A 1,965-nucleotide genomic window follows, 5' to 3' on the forward strand; every position below is an offset into this window, starting at 1 on the left:
GCGATCGCGCGGCCCCACGATGCGATCGCGCTAGAGACAATAAATACCAACCTTGGTGAAATGAGCGCTCCCAATCACAATCGGTATCGAGTGAGCATGAGGTTGGTGTACAGAATTCAGACAATGCCTCTTCTAAGATTGACAGAGCCTGTTGGGCTAACTGTTGCGCGTTAGTCCAATCAGATTTCCATAAAGCAACTTCTGCTAAAAAGCCATAGGCTCGCGCTAGTCTAAAGGGATTACCATAGGTTTGATGGAGAGTCAAGGCTGTGTTAGCAACCGCCTCCAACTCATCCCACTGTCCCAGTCGTTGCAGTACTTCTGCCCAAGGATTAATAAACTTGGCAACTAAGTCTGGTCGCTGAGCCTGTTCAAAGACCTTAATACATTGCTGATAATACTCTGCGGCATGACCACAAGCCACTTTATGTTCAGCCCGATGTCTCTCACCATAGGTACGCCACCATAATCCTAAATAATACAGTAAGCATCCAATCCGCTCTGATGAGGAGGTGAATGTTTGGGGTTTTCCCTCGGTTGCCCTGGCCTCTGGCTCAATCTGCTGCCAAAGGGCTAAACTACGCTGATAATGTTCCAGAGACTCTTGTGATGACCCATCACCGGCACGACCCAAGACAAATTCTAAACTGGCTTCTAACGGTGGGTCTAATCTGACTTTACGATGGTTTAGCTCATTCTGGGCTGACTTTAACTCGGTGCGGCGAGTCGAACCAATGCCCAAATTCAAGTCATCATTGTCTAGAAATCTACCAGCACCAGAGTTTAATACTTTGCCATAGACCTGATTGACGGTTTGCTCGATAAAATCAATTAACTCATCCGTTGCCATCTCAAAGCCAATGGGAGTAGCAGCCCAACTGGTGAAATCTGGTGCTACTCGTCTGAGCTTGTGTTGGACCTGATCGGTTACCCATAACACCAGGGGGAAGGGGAACGTTTTGCGAAATTCATCCCGTGCATTATTGGTAGAAACCAATAGCCGATCAATATCCTTGACTAATTCCAAATTGTGAACAATCACGGCATTGGGTAGTTCTGAAGTCAGTTCCGCTTGAACATTGCTATAGAGGTTAAGAGCCGATGAGGCCAAAGCCCTGGAGTGAAACTTAATCTGGTAGTGTTCTGTCAGTTGTTGTGTTAATCGCTGCCGCAATGATTGATAATTACAACGGGCTAAAATCAGAGAAAATTGTCCCTGAGAAAATGCGATCGCCCGTGCTAGCATTCTTAATGATTCATTGTTATTGTCATTGAAATCTTTGGGTTGGACGGTCATATTCATTCCAACTGTTGTGCTTCTGCCAAAATCGGATTTACGCCCTGACCATCCCCTCTGCTGATCTTGGTCGCCATGGAGCGCGTTCATGGGGGGGTTTCTACCATCAGTGACTACTGCTAACCCTTAGGGTTCCCTCCCTTGGGCAACGGTTGTGCTTTCCAAGGGTAGCGCGTTCGCGTAGCGTGGCCGAAAGGCCATTGTTTTATGACAAGGGTTTGATAGGGATCTTCATCTTTTACTCGCCTTTGCTGCAACACCTGAAACAGTCATTCCCATTCATCATCGGTAACCGCTGGCACCAGAATCTTCCGTTCCTTTCTGATTACCTTTTCCAAACAACTCCCTCTTGGAAGTGGATATATTATACCACGTTTTTTTGGTTGAAGGTTGAAGGTTGGTTGATTGAAGGTTGGTTGATTGAAGGTTGGTTGGTTGAAGGTTGGTTGATTGAAGGTTGGTTGGTTGAAGGTTGGTTGGTTGAAGGTGGTTTGGTTGAAGGTTGAAGAGGGTTTGCTGGTTTGGTTCTGGGTCGGATTACCATATATAGCAGAAGTCAGAAGTCAGAAGTCATTTGTCAGAAGTCAAACTCTTGCGCTTCTTGATGCAGTCGCTCATGGGGGAAACCCCCAAGACCGCGCTGCATCGCTTACAAAGGGTGTGAGACT

At 46.8% G+C, this 1,965-nt stretch carries 2 protein-coding genes; one reads left to right on the top strand and one right to left on the bottom strand.

Features of this window, described 5'->3' with window-relative positions; all coding sequences use genetic code 11:
- Nucleotides 1-1,387 (bottom strand): tetratricopeptide repeat protein (locus F6K38_RS33395; RefSeq protein ID WP_287359388.1); only part of this gene is annotated, 1,387 nt, incomplete at its 3' end.
- A gap of 95 nt (nt 1,388-1,482) precedes the next feature.
- Between F6K38_RS33395 and F6K38_RS33400 the strand changes: the two genes are divergently transcribed.
- Complete coding sequence (locus F6K38_RS33400; RefSeq protein WP_008184623.1) at nt 1,483-1,803, top strand: hypothetical protein; 321 nt, start codon at nt 1,483-1,485, stop codon at nt 1,801-1,803.
- Nucleotides 1,804-1,965 lie beyond the last annotated feature (162 nt).

The organism is Moorena sp. SIO3B2, from assembly GCF_010692525.1.
Lineage (GTDB): Bacteria > Cyanobacteriota > Cyanobacteriia > Cyanobacteriales > Coleofasciculaceae > Moorena > Moorena producens.